We start from the raw sequence: 19533 nt of genomic DNA, 5'->3' as shown, positions 1-19533 counted from the left end.
TCCGTTCAAACCTGCTCGGTGAGCGCGCGCTCAAGCGCCTCGAGCTTTTCCCGGTCCAGTTCCGGCCAAGCCGTTGCGGCCTGCACGAGCGTCTTTGCGGCGAGCGGGGCGGGCAGCGGCTTGTCCGCAAGACGAGGAAGCTCCGCGAGCAGGATGCGGCGCGTCGTTTCGTCGGCCATGAGCTTCGCGATCGGGATATTCGCCACCCGAGCTCCTTGCGCAAAATCACTCGCCCGCGCCACACTGCGCTGGCCGGAAACGACCTGCGCCCATTGTCTTTCGACGAGCAGGTGTTCGTCGCGCACCGGTCCCGTTTCCGGAAGGCCCAGCCGCTCGAACTGATCGGAGGGCGCATCGGAGGCACGCATCAGATCGACGAGCAGCTCGGCCATCCGCAATTCAATTCTATCGTCTCGGAGCGGATTTTTCTGCTCGGGATCCGTCTCAAGATCGTAGAGCAGCGTCCCGAAAACCCAGGGTCCACGGATCGTCCATCCCGGTATGCGCAGGACAGGAGCCCCTTTGGTGAAAGAGAAAGGCTGCGCGAGCTCCGCCTTCGACAGTTCGTCCGGGGAGAAGCGCGCGCGCATGTGGGTCGGCATCAGCGTATATTCATGGAGCGGCGAGTTGTCCTCGGCGGCGCAGCAACGCATGTAGACGTAACGGCCATCGGTGACACACACGTGCCCCCCGAAATTCCCGAACAGCCCGGCCGTGCGGACCGGAGCATCGTTCCTGACCGTCTCGAGAAGCGGTTTTCCCTGCATATCAGGCGTCGGCCGGAGGCCGAAGAGGTCGAGAAGCGTCGGCGCTATGTCTATGGTCTGAACGAGCGCTGAACGCCGTTCGCCGGCAACCTTGGCCCGCGGATCCCAGATGAAGAAGGGCGTGTGGATCGTCTCGTCGTACCACGGCATGACGGACTTGCCCCACCAGCCCCTTTCGCCGAGCATATAGCCATGGTCCGTGCAGACGATCAGCATCGTATCGTCCCACATGCTCTTCTCGTCCATCATGTCGAGCAGCCGGCCGAGATTGCGGTCGCACATCGAAAGCAGCGCCAGATAGCGATGCCGCGCCTGGAGAACCCGTTCTTCCGCCTCGGTGACGCGATCATAGGGCGGCCAGTCGAAATCCTCGCCGGTATCGGGATAGAGCGCGTGATATTCGGCATAGCTGAAAAACGGCTCGTGCGGATCGAAGGTCTCGAGCTGCAGCATCCAATCGTCCTGGCCGGCATTGGTCTCGATGAATTGCAGGCCGGCATCGAATGTCCGGGTTTGCGGGTGGTCACGCTCGTCCCTGAGATAGGTCCGGTTGATGGGGTCGTGCCGCTTCATCTGGTAGAGGAAGTCGACGAGACGCGTTCGATCCACGCCTTCGACAATGCCTTTCCAGAGGTCGCCTTCCTGGCCGCGAAAGAACTCGTGCGAAGAAAAGCGCGTGTGATAAGTCGCCCCCCCATCCTCCCAATAATGCTGATGGTCGGTGACGAGGTGGGTGTAGATCCCGGCGTTTCTCAGCAATTCCGGCACGCTGTCATCGAACGGCTCGATTGGCGACCACGACCGGTGAAGAAAGTTGTACCGGCCGGTATGCATTTCGCGCCGCGCCGGCATGCAAGGCATGGAACCGGCATAACAGCGGTCGAACGTGGCCGTCTTTTCTGCAAGCCGCCCGAAATTCGGCGCATGCGCGGTCCTGTCGCCATAGGGCGGCAGAAGACGACGGTTGAGGCTGTCGAACATCAGGACGATGGCGCGCATGGTTTAGGCCGTCATTTCGAGGGCGCGAAACGCGGCGCGCCGTTCCGCCTGCCTTGCGGGATCGGCGACGGGCGCGGCGAGAAGCAGGCGCTTCGTGTAGTCGTGAGCGGGGCGCGCCGTCACCTGATCGCATTCTCCGAATTCAACGATCTCGCCGAAGCGCATCACCGCGACGCGATGCGAGATGTGACGCACCGCAGCCAGATCGTGGGACACGAAGAGATAGGCGACGCCCGTCCGCTCCTGGATCTCGATGAACAGATCCATGACGCGGGACTGAGTGGAAAGATCGAGTGCGGAGACCGGTTCATCGCAGACGATGAGGCGCGGAGACAGCGCCAGCGCCCGGGCAATGGCTATGCGCTGACGCTGGCCGCCGGAAAACTCGCGGGCAAACCGTTCCGCCGCGTCGCTTGGCAGGGCGACCTGATCGAGCAGCTTGCGGACCTGCCGGGAGGCATCCGTACGCGAGGCGAGGCGACGCGCGACAATAGGCTCCGTCAGGATGTCCTCGATCGTCATCGACGGGTTGAGGGAGCTATAGGGGTCCTGGAAGACCGCCTGGATGGCCGCCTGGCCTTTGCGCGCGCGGGGCGGTACCCCGGCGATATTCTCGCCGTCGAACCATATCTCGCCGGAGCTGACCGGGCCGATGCCGAGAATGGCGCGCCCGAGCGTCGTCTTGCCCGACCCGCTCTCTCCCACCAGCCCGACGGTTTCACCGGGGCGGATGGTGAGATTGACGTGCTTCAGGACATGGTGGGCGCCGAAATGGACGTTGACGTTGCGGCAATCGACAAGGATCTGATCGTTCATGCCCGCATCCCCTCCGTCATCGGTGGTCGATATGTGCGCGTTCCGCCATCTTCGAGGACGGAATCGAGAAGCATGCGGGTGTAGTCGTGTGCCGGCGCGGCGAAGAGGTCGGCCACGGTGTTGATTTCCACGATCCTGCCGTCCTTCATGACGGCCACCCGGTCGCAGCTATCCGCCACGACACCGAAATTGTGGGTCACCAGCATGACGGCCATGTTGAACTCCTTTTGCAGGTCGCGCAGAAGATCGAGCACTTCCGCCTGCACGGTTACGTCGAGCGCGGTGGTCGGTTCGTCGGCGATCAGAAGGTCGGGACTGCAGGCGACAGCACCGGCAATGAGGACGCGCTGGGCCATGCCACCCGAGATCTCGTGCGGATAGGCGCGAAACACCCGTTCCGGGTCCGGCAGCTTCACGCGGGCAAGCAGTTTCAGCGCCCGCCGCGTCGCTTCCGCCCGCGAAATCCCAAGGACCGTCATCATCGGCTCAACGAGCTGGAATCCGATCCGGAACGCCGGATCGAGATTGGCCATCGGCTCCTGGGGAACATAGGCGATGCGCTTGCCCCGAAGAGCCCGGACCTCATCCCCGGAAGACTTTCCGAGATCGATACCGTCGAACCGGATGGAACCGGAGAGAATCCGGCCGCCGGGCGACAGAAGTCCGAGGATGGCAAAGGCCGTCTGGCTCTTGCCCGATCCGCTTTCGCCGACGAGCCCCAGAACTTCGCCTCGCCTGAGGCTGAGGCTCACGCCCTTGACGACTTCGCGCCAGCCGTCGTTTGCAGGATAGGCAACAACCAGATCCCGCACGTCGAGGAGCACGTCGGATGCGGTTTGCGGCAGCGGTTCGCTCGCCGCCAGGGGAAGGACTTTCGGCGCCCTGACCTGAACGCCGCCCTGCTGCATGCGGTCGCGGATGGCATTCGCAAGCAGCACCAACGAAGCTACCGTTGCCGTGATTGCCAGCCCCGGCCAGAGGATCGCCTGCGGCGAAACATAGATGTTGGAGAAGGCGTCCTGCAGCATGCCGCCCCAGGTCGGCGTGCTGGGGTCGCCCAGCCCGAGGAATTCGAGACCGGACTGGACGACGATGGCGATCCCCGCGACGATGGAGGTCTGGATGACCACCGGCGCCCGCACCGAAAGCAGGATATGCCTGGTGATGATCCTGAGGTCGCTCAGGCCCGAGACCCGTGCCGCATCGATATAAAGCTCGTGTTTGACGCCGTTGACGAGATTGCGCGTAAGCCGGAAGAAGCCCGGCGACAGCATCACCCCGAAGACCGCCATCGACAGGTAGATCGAGGCCCCGAGCGCCTGATAGAAGGCGAGCAATACGATCAGCGCCGGCAGCGCCATGATGCCGTCGGAGATCCAGCGGGCCACCAGATCGAGTTTCCTGCCGTAAAAGCCGGCGAAGAGCCCCGCCGTCACCCCGATGGATGCCGCGATGACGACCGTGATCAGCGCGCCGAGGAATGTGTTGCGGCCCCCATGGACGAGACGGCTCCATATGTCGCGCCCCGAACCGTCGCCGCCGAGGAGATAACCGTCGCCGGCAACGGCATTGACCTTGAATATCTGGACGGCGGACGGATCGTTGGGTGCAAGCAGAGGCGCGAAGATTGCCGATGCGATGACGATCAGCAGCGCCAGCGCAGCGACAAGGCCCGTCGGATTGGTGAGCACCGAGCGGACGAAATGACGGCGCTGCGAAGCGGCGGGGATTGGCGGCTGGGCGGTGTTGATATCGCTCATGACATCCTCACCTTCGGATTTGCCCATGCGTTGAGGAAGTCGACCAGTATGTTCACCAGAACGACCACGATGATGAGGGTCACGACCACTCCCATGAGCACGGGAACATCGCCGATCAGTGCAGCCGAGACCGTCAACGACCCCATGCCGGGAATGGCGAAGACGCGCTCGATGACGGCGGCACCGCCGAGAAGGGCGATGAACTGAACCGAAAGGACGGTCAGCGCCGCCGGCATCGCATTGCGCAGCGCATGGCGATAGAGCACCGAACGCGGGCTGACGCCGCGGGCGCGGAGTGTGCGCACATAATCCTGCTTGAGCGCATCGATAACCGCGCCCCGGATCTGCTGGGAGGCCGAGGCTATTCCCGAAAGCACCAGCGACGTTACGGGAAGCACCAGGGAAGCCGCCCAGGCGGACGGTGAAGCACTGAACGAAACATAACCGGTCGCAGGCAACAAGCCGAGCTCGACCGAGAAGGTGAGGACCAGCAGCAGGCCAAGCCAGAAGTTCGGCATGGCAAAACCCGCGACGCTGACGATCTGGATGGCGCGGTCCGCCCAGCCGCCGCGCACGGCCGCGGCGATGCCGAGCATCGCCGCAAGGAGCGCCATCAGCGCCACGGCGATCGTTACCATCGACAGGGTGACGGGCAGCCGGCTCGCAAGTGCCGACGCCACGCTCTCGCTCATCGTCCATGACGGACCGAGGTCGCCGCGGACGGCATGGCTCACCCAATCCCCGAACTGGACCATCAGGGGTCGGTCGAGCCCCAGCCGGCTGTTCAGCGCCGTCACCTGGTCGGCTGTGGCGTTTTCACCGAGGATGTTGCGGGCGACGTTGCCCGTGGCCCCGAAAACCATCATGAAGGTTACGGTCGAGACCAGGCAAAGCAGCGCGATGCCGGAAGCGACCCGTTTCAGAAGATACCGTATCATTGGCGTCCGAGCTCACTTTGCGGGCGCATAATTGCGCGGCCAGGGCACGATGTTCTGCGCCTGCATCTGGACCTTCACCTGCGCGTTGGAAATGTAAATGCTGTCGATCCGGAACCAGGGCGCAAAGAAGGCATTCTCGACCATGTATCGATTGGCGGCCTGCATCGCGGCATTCTGCTCCTTGCCTGGAGGCGTGTACTGGGCGGTCTTCAGAAGAGCCTCCAGCTTTTCGTCCTTTGCCTTGGAGGTATTCCACGGGGAGTTTGCGAAGGCGAATTTGTTGAAGTCGGCCCAGGGCGACTGGCTGCCCAGACGGAAGAGGAACATCGGGTATTTGCCCGACAGCAACTCGGCGACCGTGACGTTCGGCGGGACTTTCACCCAGCTGACGGTGACGCCGATATCCTTGAGCTGCTGGGTGATGATCGGCGTGTAGGGAGCAAGCGTGCCGATATCCGGCATCGTGACGCTGAAGCCGTTTGGATAACCCGCTTCGGCAAGCAGGGCACGGGCCGCCTTCGGGTCATATTGATAGGTCCCGTCGAGTGATGGATCAAATGCCTCGCTCGGCGGGACGAAAGGTTGATCCGTGACTTCGCCATAACCCCGGGCGACGAACTTCAGGATCGCCTTTTCATCGAATGCCATATTGAGCGCGCGCCGGACGCGGACGTCGGACAGCGCCTTCACCATTTTGCCGTCGCGGTCGGAGAGAAACAGACCCAGCCAGTCCACGGGCAATCTGGAAACCGTCAGCTTGCTCGCCTCGGCCTCGGTGACGACCTGCCCTTCGCCCGCGGCGGCATCCACCTGGCCGGATTTCAACGCATTCATCCGCGCGCTGAGATCGTTGATCGGCGTGATCGTCATGGTTTCGAAGGGGAAGGCGCCGGCGTTCCAATAATCCGGATTGCGCTTGTAGACGTATTGCCGCCCGGTCACCGAGCGCGCCGTGTCGTAGATGTAAGGCCCGGAGCCGATCGGGAGCATTTTGGAATCAGCCTTGCCGAGCGTCGCGGGGCTCGCCATCGCGCCGCCGACGGTCGCCAGATTGAAGAGCATGCCCGGATCTGGCTCCTTGAGGTGCAGCTTCAGTTCGGCAGGGCCTACGATCTCGACATTCTTGATGGCGCCAGCCATCCAGGTGTTCTGCCCGACGCCGTCGCGCAGATATTCGAGGTTTGCCTTCACCGCCTCCGCGTTGAAGGGCGTACCGTCGGAAAATTTGACGCCTTCGCGCAGCTTGAGCGTCAGCTCCGTGCCATCGCCGTTGAAGCGCCATTCGGTGGCCAGGTTCGGCATCGTCTTGCCGTCCGGGGCCGTATAGAGCAGCGTGTCGAAGACCGGCATCCAGTATTGGGCGCGATGGCCGATGGAAAGGCCGGCACGGTCGAAGGTGTCGTTATCCAGAATGCCGGCGATCGCAAGCGTCTCGGGAGTGTTCCCGACCTCTGCTTGGGCGACCGGCGGCACGGATAAAAAAGCCGCCGTCAAGGCGGACAAAATCAATCGGTTTCGCATGCTCTCCTCCCCGAGAGCCTGACTTGCCCGCTCCCCGGCCAGACAGGCTGCATGTAGCGAATAAGATCCTGCCAGATACAAATTCTTGGCATCCCGAAGCCATACCAGTTGAGGCAATGCACGGAAAATGCAATTAACGGCGTGACCGATAAACGAAGCTTATCACTGCTATGCTGGATCAGATCACCCACCTCTTCCGTCTTCAGGCGATCGTGGAGGAAGGCAGTCTCCGTCGTGCCGCCGAGCGGCTGAACCTCACGCAGCCCGCTTTGTCTCGATCTCTCGCCCAGTTGGAGGCCCATTTCGGGCGGCAGCTTCTGGAGCGGCATGCACGCGGCGTCCGTCCGACGCTTTTCGGCGAGAGGGTCTTGTCAGAATCGCTGCGGATGATGCGCCACTGGGAAGTGGCCGAGCAGGAACTGATGTCCGACAGGGCAATAGGCAAGGCCTATCTGCGGATCGGCGCCGGACCGATGTGGCGTCCAGCAATCCTGCCGGAACTGCTCGTCGACATGCAGCGGCAGTTCCCCAAGATCGTATTCGAGCTCAGGAACAGCCGTTATGCAACCTCGATCACCGATCTCCGGGAGGGGCGCCTCGACATGCTGTTCACGGGAATGACGATCGATGATCCGCAAGACTTCCGCCTCGTCGCGCTTCCGCTGACGAAAGTGATCAACAATGTGATGGCCCGCGAGGATCATCCGATCTTCGCCGCGCGCGATGCGGCAGGAGCGGTTCCGCCGGAGTGCCTGCTCGACTATCCCTGGCTCGTCCATTCCGAGCTTCCGATCTATCAGGCCACCACGCAGCACGGTCTTTTCGAGCGGCTGGGGCGGGAGCCCGACATCCGGTTGAGCTGCGAGAGCCTGCATTCGACATTGTCCATCCTTCAGCGGAGCGATTGCCTCTGTCTGCTGCCCGATGCGGCCGTGCTTGCGACCTCCTGCCCGCGCATCGTCCCGGTGCCGGTCAATCTCAGTTACAGGCACACGCGGACGGGGGTGATCTATCGCGAAGAACTCAGCGACTGGGCTCCGGTGCGCCAGCTGATCGCGCTCTGCAAGGAGCGGTTTCATCCTGAGAGCCCACCGGAGACCGGACGAAGCGATCAGCAGTGATCAGTTTTCCGCATCGCTTGCTTCTGAAATTGCATTATTTGCGCATGGCCTGACGCTGTATCCTTGACCAAGGCGGCGACGGGTTCGATGGTTGCGATCATACGTCTTCCTGCCGCATGCGAGGGAGGAAGACTTGCGACCGAATATCATTTTCATCATGTCGGATGACCATGCCGCGCGGGCAATCTCGGCCTATGGCGCAGGTCTCAACCACACTCCGAATCTCGACCGCCTCGCAAAGGAGGGTGTGAGACATGACGCGACCTATGTCACGAACTCGATCTGCACGCCGTCCAGGGCCGCGATCCTGACCGGCACGCATAACCACGTCAATGGCGTCACGACGCTCGTAACGCACATGAACAATCGTATCCCCAACGTGGCCAAGATTTTGAAAGCGGCAGGCTATCGCACCGGCATCTTCGGGAAATGGCATCTCGGCGAAGGTCCTCTCCACGAGCCGAAGGGGTTCGATGACTGGGCCGTCGTCCCTGGGCAGGGCGATTATTGGGACCCGGCCTTCATAGATCGTGATGGCCGGCGCCGAATTCCGGGCTATGTCACCGATATCATCACCGACAAATCGATCGATTTCATCGAACAAGGCGACGGCCGCCCCTTCTTCCTGATGTGCCACCACAAGGCGCCTCATCGCCATTTCGTGCCCGACCCCAAATACAATCATCTCTGGGCCGAGGAAGATCTTCCGCTGCCGTCGACGTTCAACGACGATTATTCCGGTCGGGCGGCCGCCGCCGCCGCTGCCCGCATGCGCGTTCGTTCCGACCTCAACTGGGAGGATCTCGGCCTGGTGCAGCCGGAGGGGCCGGCGACCGTCGCGGGCGAGCTGATGCTGGATCAGATCCCGGTTCGCCGCGTGCCTGAACTCAAAGGTGGCGAAAGCATCACTGTTGTATGCGCTTCGACCGGCCGGAATTACACCTTCACCGATCCACAGGCTTTCGCAGAATTCAAATATCAACGCTACATGAAGCGCTATCTACGAACGGTTCAATCGATCGACGACAATGTTGGCCGCCTGCTCGACTACCTCGACGAAAAAGGCCTGACCGAGAACACGCTGGTGATCTACACCTCCGACCAGGGCTTCTTCCTTGGTGAGCACGGCTGGTTCGACAAGCGTTTCATGTACGAGGAAAGTCTGCAGATGCCGTTCCTGGCGCGTTACCCCGCGGCGATCCCGGCTGGCACGGCCAGTCGCGATCTCGCCTGCAACGTCGATTTCGCGCCTACCTTCCTGGACTATGCAGGGGTGCGGACGCCTTCCTTCATGCAGGGGCGGTCGATGCGACCCGTGCTGGAGGGGCGGACGCCGGGCGACTGGCAGCAATTGGTGTACCATCGCTATTGGATGCACAACGATGCCATCCACGGCGCCTGGGCGCATTACGGGGTGCGCGACGCCCGCTACAAGCTTATCTACTGGTACAACGACGATCTGGGACAGCCAGGCGCTCGACCGAACGGCGCACCGCCGGAATGGGAGTTATTCGACTGCGTGGAAGATCCGCACGAGTTGCGGAACGTCGCCAACGATCCGGCCTATGCGGGAGTTTTCCGCGAGATGCTCGACAAGCTCGACAACCATATGGCCGAGATCGGCGACATCGCCGAGCATCCCAGGCAACCGGTTTAAGGGTTGTCTCTTCTGAAGATCCAGTCATGGTCCGGGTGGTTCTTGAACCGCCATTTGCGGATCGGGCCGGCCATGACGTTCAGATAATACATCTCGTAGCCATAGGGCGCGCCGCAGGGGTGATGGCCCTTCGGCACCAGCACGAGATCGTGGTCCGAGACGGCCATGGTCTCGTCAAGCGAGCCGTCTTCGGTGAACACCCGCTGGAACCCGAACCCCTGCGCCGGGTTCAGCCGGTGATAATAGGTCTCTTCCAGATAGGTCATGTCGGGAAAATTGTCCTCGTCATGCCGGTGCGGCGGATAGGAGGACCAATTGCCGGCCGGCGTGAACACCTCGGTCACCAGAAGGCTGTCGGCGACGTCCCGCTCTTCCATGGCGATCGGGAAGATGTAACGGGTATTCGCATCTTTGCCGCGGGTATTGAGGGAAAGCCCCTCCGGCCCGATCACCGCCGCTTCGCGTCCGGGCCTGGCCGGCGCGGTGCAGACTGCGAGCGTGCATTCGGTGGTCGCCTTGGCGCTCCAGTCGGAACCGGCGGGCACATAGACGCAGTGCGGTGGCTTGCGTTCGAAGACGTTCACCCGGTCGCCGAGCTCGCCGAAAGCCTTGCCGCCTCCGGAGATATCCGCCCTGCCCTCGACCAGCACGAGGATAACTTCCGTATCGCCGGTGCTTTCGGCGGCGCTTTCGCCGGGCTTCAGGCGGTAGAGGCCAAAACCGACATAACCCCAGCCGGCATCCTTCGGCGTCACGTCATGCACCTTGCCGGATGCGCCCTTCGGCTTGCGCAGCAGGTTCGTCATGCGTTGCCCCTCCCCTTGTCGAGGCCGGCGGCTTGCGCCATCGCCGTCAGCGAGGAAAGACCCATGCTCTGGTACTCGAAGGGATTGCGCACGTCCGGGTCCTGTTCGGCCTCGATCACCAGCCAGCCTTCATAACCGTGGTCGGCGGCGATCTTCAGCACGGGGGGAAAACTCACGCCGCCTTCCTTGTCGCCCGGGACGGTGAAGACGCCGCGGCGGACGCCTTCGAGAAAGGAAAGGCCTTCGTTGCGTACCTGCGCGGCGATGTCGGGCCGCACGTTCTTGGCGTGGATATGCCCGACGCGGGCCATGTGGTTTTTCGCGGCGCGCTCCGGATCGCCGCCGCCGAACAGGCAATGGCCGGTATCGAGCAGGAGCTTCGCATGCGGGCCGGTATGGGCCATCAGCTTGTCGATCTCGGCTTCGCTCTCGACGATCGTGCCCATGTGGTGGTGGTAGACGAGGCTGATGCCCTGCCCGGTCGCAAATTCCGCCAGAGCCTCGATGCCGGCGCCGAAGGATTTCCACTGATCGTCGGCAAGCTTCGGGCGGTCGTTGACGGCCTTGCCGTCGTCGCCGTGGATGGCGTTCGAGGTCTCGCAGACGATGATGACCTTCGAACCCATCGCCTTGAGGAGATCGAGCGCCGGCTGCATCGCTCGTTTCTCGTCCTCGACCGAGTTGACGAGCAGGTTCAGCGAATGCCAGCCGGAAACGTAGCGCAACCCGCGCGGCTCCAGCACGGCCTTCAATGCCCCCGGTTCCTGCGGGAACTTGTGGCCCTTCTCGATGCCGTCGAAACCGATCTTCGCGGTCTCGTCCAGGCACTGGTCGAGGCTGATATGAGCGCCGAGCGAGCGGTCGTCATCGTTCGACCAGGCGATGGGGTTGGTACCGTAGAGGATCATGTCAGCGTCTTTCCTTGAGTGCCGCCTCGTAGGCGGCGCGAGCCTGCGTGACTTCAGCGCGGTCCGAAACCTCCGGCACAGCGACGTCCCACCAGTACCCCCCGCCTTCGGGCGTCGGATAGGGATCGGTGTCGATGACGATCACGGTTACAACCGTCGCTTCCCGAGCACCGTTGAGCGCGGCTTCCAGATCGGCGATCGAGGAGACCTTGCGGGCAGCGGCACCCATGGCAGCGGCGTGGGCGGCGAAATCGATCTGCATCGGGTTCGCCTGGTTGGTGTGTGCATAGAGATTGTTGAACTGCTCGCCGCCGGTCGCCATCTGCAGCCGGTTGATGCAGCCGTAGCCGCGGTTGTCGGTGATCACGACGGTGATCTTGACGCCCATCGCAACGGCGGTCGCAAGCTCCGAGTTCATCATCATGTAGGAGCCGTCGCCGACCATGACGATCACGTCGCGATCCGGCTCCGCCATCTTGATGCCGAGCCCGCCGGCGATTTCGTACCCCATGCAGGAGAAGCCGTATTCCATATGGTAGGAAAGCGGCCTGCCTGCCTTCCAGAGCTGGTGCAGCTCGCCCGGCATGGTGCCGGCCGCGCACATGACGACCGTATTGTCACGCGAGGCGCGTTGCACGGCGCCGATCACCTGCATGTCGGTCGGCAGCAGATTGCCGTCCTTGGGGGCAGCGGTGACCGCATCCGCATTGGCGAACCAGTCCTCCTTGAGGCCGGCATCCACTCCCCGAAAACGGTGATCGCCGAGCGCCGCACTAATCAGCTCCAGCCCGACCTTCGCGTCCGAGACGAGCGGGATCGCCTCGTGCTTGGCGCTGTCATAGGGCTGGACATTGAGCGACAGGATACGGCGCGTGGAATTCTTGAAGAGCGCCCAGGAGCCGGTGGTGAAATCCTGGAACCGGGTGCCGACCCCAATCACCAGATCGGCGTTTTCGCAAACGGCATTGGCGCTCGAAGCGCCCGTCACGCCCACCGGGCCGAAATTGGATGCATGGTCCCAAGGCAGCACCGACTTGCCGGCCTGCGTCTCGACGACCGGGATATTGTGCCGGCTCGCAAATGCCGCGAGCGTCCCGGTCGCGCCGGAAAAATGCACGCCGCCGCCAGCGACGATGACCGGGTTCTTTGCGGCCCTGATCGCCTCGACCGCACGCTCAAGCTCGTTCTCATCCGGCCGCGGCCGGCGCCAATGCCACGTCTTCGGCTCGAAGAAGCTCTCCGGATAATCATAGGCCTCGGCCTGGGTGTCCTGGCAGAAGGCCAATGTCACCGGTCCGCAATCGGCCGGATCAGTCAACGTCCGCATGGCGCGCGGCAGCGCGGTCAGAAGGTGTTCCGGCCGGCTGATGCGGTCGAAATAGCGGCTGACCGGCCGGAAGCAGTCGTTGACGCTCGCAAGACCATCGCCGAAATCCTCGATCTGCTGCAGGACCGGATCCGGACCGCGATTGGCAAAGACGTCGCCCGGAATGAAAAGCACCGGCAGGCGGTTCACATGCGCCAACGCCGCTGCCGTCACCATGTTGAGCGCGCCCGGGCCGATCGAGGAGGTCACCGCCATCGCTCGGCTGCGGCGCAGCTGTTTCGAATAGGCGATCGCCGCATGCGCCATCGACTGCTCGTTCTGGCCGCGATAGGTCGGCAGGTCAGGCCTAATGCCCGCCAGCGCCTCGCCCATGCCGGCGACGTTGCCGTGCCCGAAGATCGCCCAGACACCAGCGATGAAGGGCACGCCCTCCTCCGTCATCTGGTTTGCAAGATAGCGCACCATCGCCTGCGCGGCGGTCAGTCTCACCGTTTTCATCGCCCGTTTCCTCCTCCGCTGCCGGCACTTGCGCGTGCCGTGTCCCAGGCCGTGCAGAGTTCGCGGTATTTGCGCACCATGTCGGCCACCGCCTCGTCGTCGCCGATCGCACCGGCAAACCAGCGCCGCGCCGCATCGCCAAAAATCGTCCGGCCGACGGCAAAGCCCTTCACAAGATCGAAGCGCGCCGCAGTGGCAAAGCTTTCCTCCAGCTCCGCCATCGGCGCATCGAGCCCGAGCACGACGATGCCGCGCACATAGGGATCGTGCTTCTCGATCGCGGCGCAGGCATTCGCCCAGGCGGCCTCGCTCTTCATCGGCTCGAGCTTCCACCAGTCGGGATAGACGCCGATCTCATAGAAACGCTCGATGATATCGGCAACGGTTCGATCGTTGACCGGTCCGACCTTGGAGGGGATCACCTCCAGCAGCATTTCCAGCCGGTTGCGGCGGGTGGCGGCAAACAGGCGCTGGATCACCTCTTCCTGTTTTTCCCGCATCTCGGCCGGGTCATCGGGATGATAGAAGCAGAGAACCTTGGCGACATTCTCGACCGGCCATTCCGTGATGCCACCGAAATCGGGACCAAGCTCGGGCTCCAGGGTCAGCGGGCGCGAGCCCGGCCATTCCACCGGCCGGCCGATCCACAACCCCGTGCCCGTCGCCTTGTAAAGCGTCTCGCGGCCGAGCCGCCCGTCGCAGAGAATACCGTAGCCATGCCTGCCATCCGAAACGTCGAGCGCGGCCTTCAGGCAGAGTGCCTTGAACTCGTCGATCCGCTCCGAACTCTGGCCCGCCTCATCGGCAATGGTTTCGAGCTGCATGCGGTGATCGAAGGCGAAGACCCGCAATTGCGACCACTCGCCGGTCCGGTTGGTGGACCAGTGCACCTGCTCCAGCGCACCGTCCTTGCGCAGCGCCTTGTCCCGGATGCCGGTGCGGAAGAAATATTGCAGCTCTTCCCAGCTCGGATAGGCCGGCGTGCAGCCGTGGCGCGAGACGGCGAAGGCGCCGCAGGCGTTGGCGTATTTCAGCGCCGTCGGCCAGTCCTCGCCGGTGAGCCAGCCCTTCAACAGGCCTGCCATGAAGCCGTCGCCGGCGCCGAGCACGTTGAAGACCTCGATGGGAAAACCCTGCCCCGTCTGGCCTTTGTCGAGGCTGTCGGGAATATCGCCTTCGAAGACGACGGCGCCCATCGGGCCGCGCTTGCAGACCAGCGTCGCCTTGGAAACGGCGCGAACCGCTCTCAGCGCCTGGAGCGTATTGGTCGAACCGCCGGCGATATGAAATTCCTCTTCCGTCCCGACCAGCAGGTCGAACAGATGCAGGCTCGATTGCAGCTTGGCGGTCACCTTGCCGGACTCGATGAAGCGGCTTTCGCCTGCCTCATGGCCCGCAAGGCCCCAGAGGTTCGGGCGATAGTCGATGTCGAGGGCCGTGCGGGCGCCATTCTCGCGGGCGAGCCGCAGCGCCTTCAAGACGGCAGCCTCGGTGTTCGGATGGGAAAGATGGGTGCCCGTGGCGCAGACGCAGCCCGCTTCTGCAATAAAGCCGGGATCGATATCATCTTCGCAAAGCGCCATGTCGGCGCAGTTCTCGCGATAGAAGATCAGCGGAAACTGGTGCTGGTCGCGGATGCCGAGCAAAACGAGCGCCGTCAGGCGCTCCGGATCGGTCTTGACGCCGCGCACGTCGACTTTCTCGCGGATCAACTGCTCACGAATGAACCGGCCCATATGCTCGGCGCCGACGCGGGTGATCAGCGCCGATTTCAGCCCGAGCCTTGCCGCACCCGCAGCAATGTTCGTCGGCGAGCCGCCGATATATTTGTTGAAGGAGGCCATATCCTCCAGACGCCCGCCGACCTGCACGCCGTAGAGATCAACGGACGAACGGCCGATCGTGATGAGATCAAGTGACGCCAAGATTTCCTCCCTCGCGGCGGCTGGGCTTTATGCCCGTCGATACCGCCCGGAACCGGCCGATCCTCCCCGGCCGCCTCCAATCAGAAATGGACTATAAATTCTATTTTCCTACTTTTCAACATAAACATTCATTCGGATCGCTTTGTGCCCACCGCCACCGACAGCACAATGGCCAGACAGAGCGTCGCCGACAGCGAGCGGAAAGCGCCGAAATCAACCTCCGAGACGGAAAGTGTGATCGCTTCGAACTTCCGCAGGGGGCTGACGATCGTATCGGTCAGGGCCACGACCGGGATGCCCCGCGCGCTCACTGCCTCGACCATATCCACCGTCTCTGCCGAATAGGGAGAAAAGGTGACCGCCAGCAGCACGTCGCCGGTACGGATGGCATTGTGGTTGTCGAGCCCGCCGACGCCGGAATGCAGCATGGCCGGAACGTTCATCTTCTCGAACGCATAGGAGATGTAGCTTGCGACCGGGAAGGAGCGCCTGAGGCCGATGATGTGGATCATCTGGGCCTTCGCCAGCGCCTCGACGGCGTCGTCCAGGGTCTTGGCGTCGATCGTCTTCAGGAGGTTTTCGAGCGAAGCGCGGCCGGCATCGACGAACTCGCCCAGCAGCGCGGAAGCGCTGCCCTCGGCCTTTTCCCGCAGATTTTTCAGCCGTGTCGAATAGTCCGGCCAGCCGCCGGCATAGGACTCGCGAAACAGCCGCTGCATTTCGGAGAAGCCGGAAAAGCCGAGGATCCGGCAGAAGCGCATGAAGGCCGAAGGCTGCACGCCGGCCCCTTCCGCCATCTCGGCCACCGTGGACACCGCGATCCGGTCCTTGTTGGCCGCGACATACTCGGCGCATTGCCGCAGTCGTTTCGGCAGGCTCTCCGATACGTCGATTAGCCGTTCTTCGAATTGCTTGATGCTGGCTGGCGCCCTGTCCTCCATTCGGTCCTTCCGTTCTCCTTGACATGGATGAAATCACAAACTAGCAAAATAGAACATATATTCCAAATTTCGATTTGGACAGTCTGAAACGCAGCAGGAAAAACGGCTGCGTCACCCGCGCAGGCGGGTCTGGCTGAAACAGCGGACAATGTCACGGGAGGACATCATGGTCACGAAACTGGCGCTTCTCGGCGCAGGTCGAATCGGCAAGGTACATGCGCGCGCCATCACGCAGGACAAGCGAGCGAAGCTCGTCGCGGTGGTGGATGCGATGACCGACGCGGCGCAGGCAATTGCCGACAGCACCGGCTGCAAGGTCAGCACGATCGATGCGGTCGAGGCCGATGGCGATATCGATGCCGTGATCATCTGCACACCGACCAATACCCATGCGGACCTGATCGAACGCTTCGCCAAGGCCGGCAAGGCAATCTTCTGTGAAAAGCCGATCGACCTCGACGTAGACCGCGCCAAAGCCTGCGTCGAGACGGTTCGCAGGACCGGCGCCAAGGTCATGCTCGGCTTCAACCGCCGCTTCGATCCGCATTTCCGGGCCGTGCGACAGGCGATCGACGACGGCAGGATCGGCAAGGTGGAAATGGTGACCATCACCAGCCGCGATCCCGGCCCGCCACCGGCGGAATACATCAAGGTTTCCGGCGGTATTTTCCGCGACATGACGATCCACGACTTCGACATGGCACGTTTTCTGCTCGGCGAGGAAATCCACAGCGTCATGGCGTCCGGCGCCGTGCTGGTTGATCCGAAAATCGGAGAGCTTGGCGACTATGACAGCGCAAGCCTCATCCTGACCACGAAAAGCGGCAGGCAGGCCATCATCTCCAACTCCCGCCGGGCGAGCTACGGCTATGACCAGCGCATCGAGGTGCACGGATCGCTCGGCTCGGTCGCCGCCGAAAACCAGCGGCCGGTCTCGATCGAGATCGCCAACAAGGACGGCTATACCCGCCCGCCGCTGCACGACTTCTTCATGACGCGTTATACCGAGGCCTATGCAGCGGAAATTTCCGCCTTCATCGACAGCCTCGAAAGCGGCTCGGCCCCCTCGCCTTCCGCCGAAGACGGTGTGATCGCGCTGACGCTGGCCGATGCAGCCGTGCGGGCCGCCAAGGAAGGCAAATCGATCGTCATCGACGAATAAAGTCCAAGGCATCCGGTGTCGGACACAGACGCTTCCGTGGGAAGACGGGACTGCTCCACAATAACGGCGACGCGGCTTTTCGACGAAAGGCCGCGTCAAGATTGTCTTGCCTTGGAGCCCCGTGAGCATGCATGATGGACGGAGTTCATCGCATCGGGGAGATGAAGCATCGCTCCGGCAACGGGTCGTGCGCGGAGATATCCAAATAGCCTGCACGAACAATGCGAGACATTGTTTGCTCGTATCGGCGCTTCAAAACCCAGCTTAAATCGAAAGAAATTCTGTTGAAAGCCAAGCTCGGCTTGAAAGATGTGGCTCTGGATGCCGGTGTTTCGCTCAGTACCGCGTCCCATGTTCTCAACGGAACCGCGCCGATATCCATAGAAGTTCGGGAGCGGGTGCTCAATTCCGCGCAAAGGCTGGGATATCTGGAAAAGCGCCGAAGCCGGGCGACGATCGCCACGCTTCGCACGATCCTTCTGGCGATCACCAGCGATGCGGCGCCTCACAGCGACGTCAATCTCGTCAGCTGGACGATGCTCAACAGCCTGCGCCAGGAATGCGAGCGGCTCAGCATCCGGATCGTGCCTTTCGTCAGCGCCGGCACCCGGATCGACGCGGGCGAGGTGCGCCGCATGGCGCAGGCCGAAAACGTCGACGGCATCGTCATCCTCAACGACGACCGGCCGGAACTGATCCGCGCCCTTGCCGCGGGGCGGGCGCCGCTCGTCATCCTGAACGGCGAGGACCCTTCGATGCTGGTCGATACGGTCACCGGTGAAAACCGCTTCGGCGCCCGCCACGGAACCGAGCACCTGCTGTCGCTCGGCCATCGCCGCATCCTGCATCTGACCTGGAAGGGCAGGACCACTATCCGCCGCCGGTATGACGGCTACGCCGATGCGCATCTCGCGGCCGGCCTTGCCGTATCGCCGGAGATGATCGTCGAGGCGGAAGGATACGAGCCCCACCAGGGCGAGCAGGCGATCCGCCAATTGCTTTCCGAAGGCCGCGGCCTGCGCGGCGCGACGGCGATCTTCTGCGCCGCCGACAACTTGGCGCTCGGCTGCCTGAGGGCGCTGGCGGCATTCGGCATGCGCGTGCCGGAAGACATGTCCGTGCTCGGCTTCGACGATATCGTGCCCGGGGAATTCAGCACGCCGCCGCTCTCGACGGTCCAGTTGCCGACCGACCGGCTGGGGGCGGCCGCAATCAGCCTTCTGGAACAGCGGCTCGTCGCCAACGATCCGCTGCGGCCGGCCTACCGGCTGGAGCTCGGGTGCAAGCTGGTGCTGCGGGGCAGCGTCGCGGCGCCCCGCAGGTGAACCTCACTTCATTCCGGTGCCGGCAATACCCGTTGTGATGTATTTCTGCAGGAACAGGAAGACGACAGTCACCGGCGCCAGGCTCAGGAAGGTCATGGCGAGGATGTAGTTCCACTGCACGGAGAACTCCCCCTGGAAGGCGTTGAGCCCGACCTGCAGGGTGAAGTTTTCGCGGCTGCTCAGGACAATCAGCGGCCAGAGGAAGTCGTTCCACCGCCAAAGGACGGAAAAGATCGCCAGCACCGCGAGCGCCGGCGCCGTCAGCGGCAGGACAATGCGCCAGAAGATCCGGAACTCGCTTGCCGCGTCGACACGGGCCGCCTCGATGAGTTCGTCGGGAATGGTGAGCATGTACTGGCGCAGCAGGAAGACACCCGTCGGCGAGGCGATCGTCGGGATGATGATGCCCCAGAGACTGTCCACCAGGCCGACGCCAACGACGACCAGATAGGCCGGGACCATCACCACCGTCAGGGGAATCATCAGCGTCGAGATGATCAGCACGAAGATCGCCTTCTCGCCCCGGAACCGGTATTTCGACAGCGCGAAAGCCGCAAGCGCGTTGACGACGAGTGTCAGCAGTGTTGCGACGAAGGTGACGAAGACCGAATTCTTCAAAAAGGTGAGGAAGTCGAACCGGGTGAGCGGATCGGTATAGTTCTCGGTGGCGATGGTGAGCCGCTGGACTGGCGACATGCTTTTGACGTCGACGCTGACCGGCGGGCCGGGATTGCTCGGATCGACCATCTGGGCTTTCAGCCCGATGCGCCGGACCATCGCCATCTCGCGCGGCTGGCCGTCGACATCGACGGTCCAGAGGCTGAGCGGGGCGTCGAAGCCGGGGACAGTCTGCTGGACCGCCGCACGCGGCAGCAGCGTCGGCGGAAAGCGGGTGATCTCGGCGGCCGGCTTGAACGAGGAAAGCCCCGCCCATACCACCGGAATGAGCACGGCAATCGTGCCCAGGATTAGCCAGGCCCAGGAGAGAATGTCGGTGACGCCGATCCGGCCCGGCCGGCGGGTGCGTGTCAGGAAGGCGATGGGTGAGAGGCCTTGCGACAT

General features: G+C 63.0%; 15 protein-coding genes. 4 read left to right on the top strand and 11 right to left on the bottom strand.

The window, feature by feature from the left end; translation table 11 throughout:
- Nucleotides 1-5: 5 nt before the first annotated feature.
- Genes LZK81_RS25340 through LZK81_RS25320 form a run of 5 tightly spaced genes read right to left on the bottom strand, consistent with a single transcriptional unit; the run spans nt 6 to nt 6801 of the window.
- A complete protein-coding gene (locus LZK81_RS25340; protein ID WP_233957756.1) occupies nt 6-1766 on the bottom strand; it encodes a sulfatase-like hydrolase/transferase in 1761 nt (586 codons plus the stop codon).
- Between the two features lie 3 nt (nt 1767-1769).
- A complete protein-coding gene (locus LZK81_RS25335; protein ID WP_233957755.1) occupies nt 1770-2582 on the bottom strand; it encodes an ATP-binding cassette domain-containing protein in 813 nt (270 codons plus the stop codon).
- Entirely contained in the window at nt 2579-4342 is a 1764-nt protein-coding gene (locus LZK81_RS25330; RefSeq protein ID WP_233957754.1) for a dipeptide/oligopeptide/nickel ABC transporter permease/ATP-binding protein, read from the bottom strand. Before LZK81_RS25330 ends, LZK81_RS25335 begins: the two co-directional genes overlap by 4 nt.
- On the bottom strand, nt 4339-5280 hold the full coding sequence (locus LZK81_RS25325; protein ID WP_233957753.1) for an ABC transporter permease: 942 nt from the start codon (nt 5278-5280) through the stop codon (nt 4339-4341). Before LZK81_RS25325 ends, LZK81_RS25330 begins: the two co-directional genes overlap by 4 nt.
- 12 nt (nt 5281-5292) lie before the next feature.
- Nucleotides 5293-6801, bottom strand: a complete 1509-nt coding sequence (locus tag LZK81_RS25320) for an ABC transporter substrate-binding protein (protein ID WP_233957752.1) — start codon at nt 6799-6801, stop codon at nt 5293-5295.
- A 170-nt stretch (nt 6802-6971) separates the two neighbouring features.
- On the opposite strand from LZK81_RS25320, the gene LZK81_RS25315 reads away from it, so the two are divergent.
- Nucleotides 6972-7922 carry a LysR family transcriptional regulator gene (locus LZK81_RS25315; RefSeq protein ID WP_233957751.1) on the top strand — a complete coding sequence of 317 codons (951 nt, stop codon included), beginning with the start codon at nt 6972-6974 and terminating at the stop codon, nt 7920-7922.
- Between the two features lie 157 nt (nt 7923-8079).
- A complete protein-coding gene (locus LZK81_RS25310) occupies nt 8080-9579 on the top strand; it encodes a sulfatase (RefSeq protein ID WP_233957819.1) in 1500 nt (499 codons plus the stop codon).
- Here LZK81_RS25310 and iolB read toward each other — a convergent pair.
- The 5 genes from iolB to LZK81_RS25285 form a co-directional block, all read right to left on the bottom strand.
- Nucleotides 9576-10385: a 5-deoxy-glucuronate isomerase gene (gene iolB / locus LZK81_RS25305; protein WP_233957750.1), complete on the bottom strand. Its 810-nt coding sequence runs from the start codon at nt 10383-10385 to the stop codon at nt 9576-9578. The genes LZK81_RS25310 and iolB overlap by 4 nt on opposite strands.
- Nucleotides 10382-11293: a myo-inosose-2 dehydratase gene (iolE, locus tag LZK81_RS25300; RefSeq protein ID WP_233957749.1), complete on the bottom strand. Its 912-nt coding sequence runs from the start codon at nt 11291-11293 to the stop codon at nt 10382-10384. The genes iolB and iolE overlap by 4 nt, the downstream gene beginning before the upstream one ends.
- 1 nt (nt 11294) lies before the next feature.
- Nucleotides 11295-13118, bottom strand: a complete 1824-nt coding sequence (gene iolD / locus LZK81_RS25295) for a 3D-(3,5/4)-trihydroxycyclohexane-1,2-dione acylhydrolase (decyclizing) (protein WP_233957748.1) — start codon at nt 13116-13118, stop codon at nt 11295-11297.
- Nucleotides 13115-15043 carry a bifunctional 5-dehydro-2-deoxygluconokinase/5-dehydro-2-deoxyphosphogluconate aldolase gene (locus LZK81_RS25290; RefSeq protein WP_233957747.1) on the bottom strand — a complete coding sequence of 643 codons (1929 nt, stop codon included), beginning with the start codon at nt 15041-15043 and terminating at the stop codon, nt 13115-13117. The genes iolD and LZK81_RS25290 overlap by 4 nt, the downstream gene beginning before the upstream one ends.
- A 128-nt stretch (nt 15044-15171) precedes the next feature.
- Entirely contained in the window at nt 15172-15984 is an 813-nt protein-coding gene (locus LZK81_RS25285) for a MurR/RpiR family transcriptional regulator (RefSeq protein ID WP_046665916.1), read from the bottom strand.
- A gap of 166 nt (nt 15985-16150) precedes the next feature.
- Between LZK81_RS25285 and iolG the strand changes: the two genes are divergently transcribed.
- Both iolG and LZK81_RS25275 read left to right on the top strand, forming a co-directional pair.
- Entirely contained in the window at nt 16151-17146 is a 996-nt protein-coding gene (iolG, locus tag LZK81_RS25280) for an inositol 2-dehydrogenase (protein ID WP_046604994.1), read from the top strand.
- A 284-nt stretch (nt 17147-17430) separates the two neighbouring features.
- Nucleotides 17431-18471, top strand: a complete 1041-nt coding sequence (locus LZK81_RS25275; protein WP_233957746.1) for a LacI family DNA-binding transcriptional regulator — start codon at nt 17431-17433, stop codon at nt 18469-18471.
- Nucleotides 18472-18474: 3 nt separating this feature from the next.
- On the opposite strand, the gene LZK81_RS25270 is transcribed toward LZK81_RS25275, so the two are convergent.
- Nucleotides 18475-19533 carry a carbohydrate ABC transporter permease gene (locus LZK81_RS25270; RefSeq protein WP_233957745.1) on the bottom strand — a complete coding sequence of 353 codons (1059 nt, stop codon included), beginning with the start codon at nt 19531-19533 and terminating at the stop codon, nt 18475-18477.

It is taken from the genome of Neorhizobium galegae, from assembly GCF_021391675.1.
Lineage (GTDB): Bacteria > Pseudomonadota > Alphaproteobacteria > Rhizobiales > Rhizobiaceae > Neorhizobium > Neorhizobium galegae_B.
Note: the sequence above shows the minus strand (reverse complement) of the source record. Positions and strands in the feature narration are given on the sequence as shown.